At 69.8% G+C, this 3,949-nt stretch carries 5 protein-coding genes; 2 read left to right on the top strand and 3 right to left on the bottom strand.

Going from position 1 to position 3,949, the window contains the following annotated elements:
- The coding region (locus WA944_RS19925; protein WP_526647274.1) for a phosphoketolase family protein at nucleotides 1–824 on the top strand (824 nt) is incomplete at its 5' end.
- Nucleotides 825–889: 65 nt separating this feature from the next.
- Nucleotides 890–1,657 (top strand): CPBP family intramembrane glutamic endopeptidase, encoded by a 768-nt coding sequence (locus WA944_RS19920; protein ID WP_526372369.1) that lies wholly within the window; start codon nucleotides 890–892, stop codon nucleotides 1,655–1,657.
- 2 nt (nucleotides 1,658–1,659) lie between these two features.
- On the opposite strand, the gene WA944_RS19915 is transcribed toward WA944_RS19920, so the two are convergent.
- The 3 genes from WA944_RS19915 to WA944_RS19905 all read right to left on the bottom strand — a co-directional run.
- Nucleotides 1,660–2,661: a zinc-binding alcohol dehydrogenase family protein gene (locus WA944_RS19915; RefSeq protein ID WP_526609648.1), complete on the bottom strand. Its 1,002-nt coding sequence runs from the start codon at nucleotides 2,659–2,661 to the stop codon at nucleotides 1,660–1,662.
- 40 nt (nucleotides 2,662–2,701) lie between these two features.
- Nucleotides 2,702–3,010: a GlsB/YeaQ/YmgE family stress response membrane protein gene (locus WA944_RS19910; RefSeq protein WP_163891052.1), complete on the bottom strand. Its 309-nt coding sequence runs from the start codon at nucleotides 3,008–3,010 to the stop codon at nucleotides 2,702–2,704.
- A gap of 140 nt (nucleotides 3,011–3,150) precedes the next feature.
- A partial coding sequence (locus tag WA944_RS19905) for an APA family fibronectin-binding glycoprotein (protein ID WP_526609621.1) occupies nucleotides 3,151–3,949 on the bottom strand: 799 nt, incomplete at its 5' end.

Raw genomic sequence — 3,949 nt, 5'->3', positions numbered from 1 at the left:
ATCCCGGCTTCATCGACCACGTCGTCAACAAGAGCGCGAACGTGGTGCGCGTCTACCTGCCGCCGGACGCCAACACCCTGCTGTCGACCTACGACCACTGCCTCAGATCGCGGCAGTACGTCAACGTCGTCGTCTCCGGTAAACAGCCCGCACCCAACTTCCTGACGATGGAACAGGCCATCGCCCACTGCACCCGCGGGTTGGGCATCTGGGAATGGGCGGGCAATGAAGTGCTCGGGGCCGACCCCGACGTAGTCCTCGCGGCCGCCGGCGACGTCCCGACGCTGGAAGCACTCGCTGCCGTCGACCTGCTGTGCACGCACCTGCCTGACCTCAAGGTCCGCTTCATCAACGTCGTCGACCTGATGCGGCTGCAGGACAGCACCGAGCATCCACACGGCCTGTCCAGCCGGGAGTTCGACATGCTGTTCACCACCGACAAGCCGATCATCTTCGCCTACCACGGCTACCCGTGGTTGATCCACCGGCTCACCTACCGGCGCACCGGCCACGCCAACCTGCACGTCCGCGGGTACAAGGAGGAGGGCACCACGACCACTCCCTTCGACATGGTGATGCTCAACGACCTCGACCGCTACCACCTGGTGATGGACGTCATCGACCGGGTGCCCACACTGGGATCGACCTGCGCCACGCTGCGCCAGCAGATGGCCGACAAGCGGATCGCCGCCCGAGAGTACACCCGCGCGCGGGGCGACGACATCCCCGAGGTCAAGGAATGGGTGTGGCCGGCAGCGAAAAAGGCCGGCGTGGACACCGAAGCCGTCGCCGCTGCCGCCGACACCGGCGGAGACAACGAGTAGCCCAGCGGTCAGGTCGGTCACAGCTGAGCGGCACAGCCGGCCCGGCCCGGTACTCTTGACCGGATATGACTGACGCCAGCACGGTCGCCGCACCTGCAGAGCCCCACCCCTTGGTGGCTCAGCTGTCCGCGTTGCACCACTTCCGGATCTACGCCGACGTGGCGGTCGTGATCGTGGTGCTGGCGCTGACCAATCTGCTCGCGCACTTCACCACGCCGTGGGCAAGCATCGCCGTGGTGCCCGCGGCCGCGGTGGGACTGGTTCTGCTGGTCCGTTCGCGCGGCCTGGGCTGGGCGGAGCTCGGGCTCGCCCGGGAGCAGTGGCGGTCCGGCGCCGGCTACGCGCTCGCGGCGGTCGCCCTCGTCGGCACGGTGATCGCCGTCGGTGCGCTGCTGCCGTGGACACGCCCGATGTTCCTCAACAACAACTACGCCACGCTGTCGGGGGCGCTGATCGCCTCGATGATCATCATCCCGTTGCAGACCGTGATCCCCGAGGAACTGGCTTTCCGGGGGGTGCTGCACGGTGCGCTGGACCGGGCGTGGGGCTGGCGCGGCGTCGCCGCCGCGGGATCGCTGCTGTTCGGGCTGTGGCACATCGCCACGTCGATGGGTCTGACCGCCAGCAACGTCGGCTTGACCAGGATTCTCGGCGGTGGCGTTTTCGGCACCGTGGTGGGTGTTGTCGGGGCCGTCCTGGCCACTGCCGCGGCCGGCTTCGTCTTCGCCTGGCTGCGGCGGCGAAGCGGCAGCCTGATCGCGCCGATCGCACTGCACTGGTCACTGAACGGTCTGGGTGCGCTGGCCGCCGCCCTGGTGTGGCATCTGACCTGAGGTCAGACGATCAGCACCGCGGCTCCGGAGATCCGCCCGCTGCTCAGATCGCCGAGCGCGTCGTCGGCCCGGTCCAGCGGGTACTGCGGGCTGGTGACCTCGAGGCGATGGTGGGCCGCGAAGTCCAGGAACGCCGCAGCGTCGTCGCGGGTATTGGAGGTCACCGACCGGACCTGCCGCTCCTGAAACAGGTGGCGCTGGTAGTTCAGCGTCGGGATGTCGCTGAGGTGGATGCCTGCGATCGCGAGGGTGCCCCCGCGGTCCAGCGCTTCCAGGGCGGGCAACACGAGTTCGCCGACGGGAGCGAACAGGATCGCGGCGTCCAGAGGCACCGGCGGCGGGTCGTCCGCACCCTGGGCGGAGGCGGCGCCCAGCGCCAGGGCGAGCTCGCGGGCCTGGTCACCGCGGGTCATGACGTGCACCTCGGCGCCTCCCGCCACCGCCACCTGGGCGGTGAGGTGCGCGCTCCCGCCGAACCCGTAGATACCGAGCCTGCCCCCGGCGGGTAGCTGGGCGCGAAGCAGCGAGCGATACCCGATGATGCCCGCACACAGCAGCGGCGCAAGCTCGGCATCCAGATAGCCGGAGGGCAGTCGGAGCGCGTAAGCCGCAGGGACCGTCGCGAATTCGGCGTAGCCGCCGTCGGCATCCCAGCCGGTGTAGCGAGATTGCGGGCACAGATTCTCCTGTCCACGCGTGCAGTAGACACAGGCCCCACAGGTGTGGCGCAGCCACGCGATCCCGACGCGGTCCCCCACCGCGAACCCCGGCGGCACATCGGCCCCGATCTGGACGACTTCCCCGACCACCTCGTGTCCGGGGACCACCTGATGGCGGTGAACCGGGAGATCCCCCTCGGTGACGTGCAGATCAGTCCGGCAGACCCCGCAGGCGAGCACGCCGACGAGCAACTCGTCGCGGCCGAGCTCCGGGACGGCCACGGTGGCGGGCACCAGTGGCCGGGACGACATCGGACCCGGCCGCTGCACCTGCCAGGCCCGCATCGTGGGGCGGCTCACCGCCCTCGCCGTACCCAGGTCGCGGTCAGACCTTGCTCCTCCCCTGCACCATGCCGACGATCCACAACAGGATCACCGAGCCCAGGATCGCGGTGAAGAGGGTGAACCACCAACCGCCACCGGCGGTGTCGAGGAAGAAGCTCAACAGGAAACCGCCGAGCAGGGCGCCGACCACACCGATGACGATGTTCATCAGGATCCCGGAACCGCCGCCCTTCATGATCTTCCCGGCGATCCAGCCGGCGATCGCGCCGATGATGATGTATCCGATCCACCCGACGCTCGTCAGGGTCGACGAGCGTGCGAGCAACTCGGTGGCTGCAACGATTTCCATGGGAATCTCCTGCCGCTTGCCGGTCGGCCCGGCGCGGACGCGACCGGACTAGAGCCAGGTATACGCCTCACGGGTAACGGTTCGGCTGTGGGAATGCACCGGAAACGTGAACGAACGACGGGCGTGCCGACCGGGGTCCGCTATGCGGGTGGCAACATCCCCGGCGCCGTGTTCGGGTCGACCGGGACCGGCACCCCGACCTCCGGCCGCGGCGGCGGCGCATTCGGATCCGGCGGCGGTGCGTTCGGATCCGGCGGTGGTGGCGGTGCGTTCGGGTCCGCCGGCGGCGGAGGCGGCGGAGGTGTCCACGGCCGGACCGAGTTGGCCAGGGTCACCGCCTCCTCCTGGGGAATCGGGTTGGCTTCGGTGCCGAGCCACACCACGAACCACCGCTCCGGCGCGCGTTGACCACGGGGGGTCCCCGCGGGGGTCGGCGCGCCCACCACTCCGGCCCAGATCTGGCCGTTGGGCTTGGCGGTGTCGGTGAAATCCACCTCGTAGTAGGAGGCGACTCCGGTCATCCCCGCGGCGTCCAGCGGCACTGTCTTCTGATTGACCCGCGTGCCCGGGAAGGGCATGAAGAACTCACCCATGTCCGAGGCCAGGCGCTGGGCGGCCTTCGTGTTGTCCGTCTCGGCACCTGCGAAGAGCTTCAGGTCGAGCCTGCCGAGCAGCACGCTGGTGTCGTTGGGCGGCTGCGCGTCCGGGGGCGCGCCTTCGGGCGGCAGCTTCGTGAGCAGCGCCTGTCCGTACGACAGCTGGGTGGCGTCAGACACGGTCCAGCCTGCGGGCACGACGTAGCTGAAACCGCCCGCAGCGTTCTCGACACGCCCCGGTTCGGGCGCGGGGGCGTCAGGATCGGCCGGTGGTGGTGCGTTCGGGTCCGCCGGCGGTGGCGGCGGTGGCGGTGGTGGTGCGTTCGGGTCCGCCGGCGGCGGG

It is taken from the genome of Mycobacterium sp. (assembly GCF_049683355.1).
Classification (GTDB): domain Bacteria; phylum Actinomycetota; class Actinomycetes; order Mycobacteriales; family Mycobacteriaceae; genus Mycobacterium.
The sequence above is the reverse complement of the archived record's forward strand: the minus strand, read 5'-3'. Positions and strand labels throughout refer to the sequence as shown.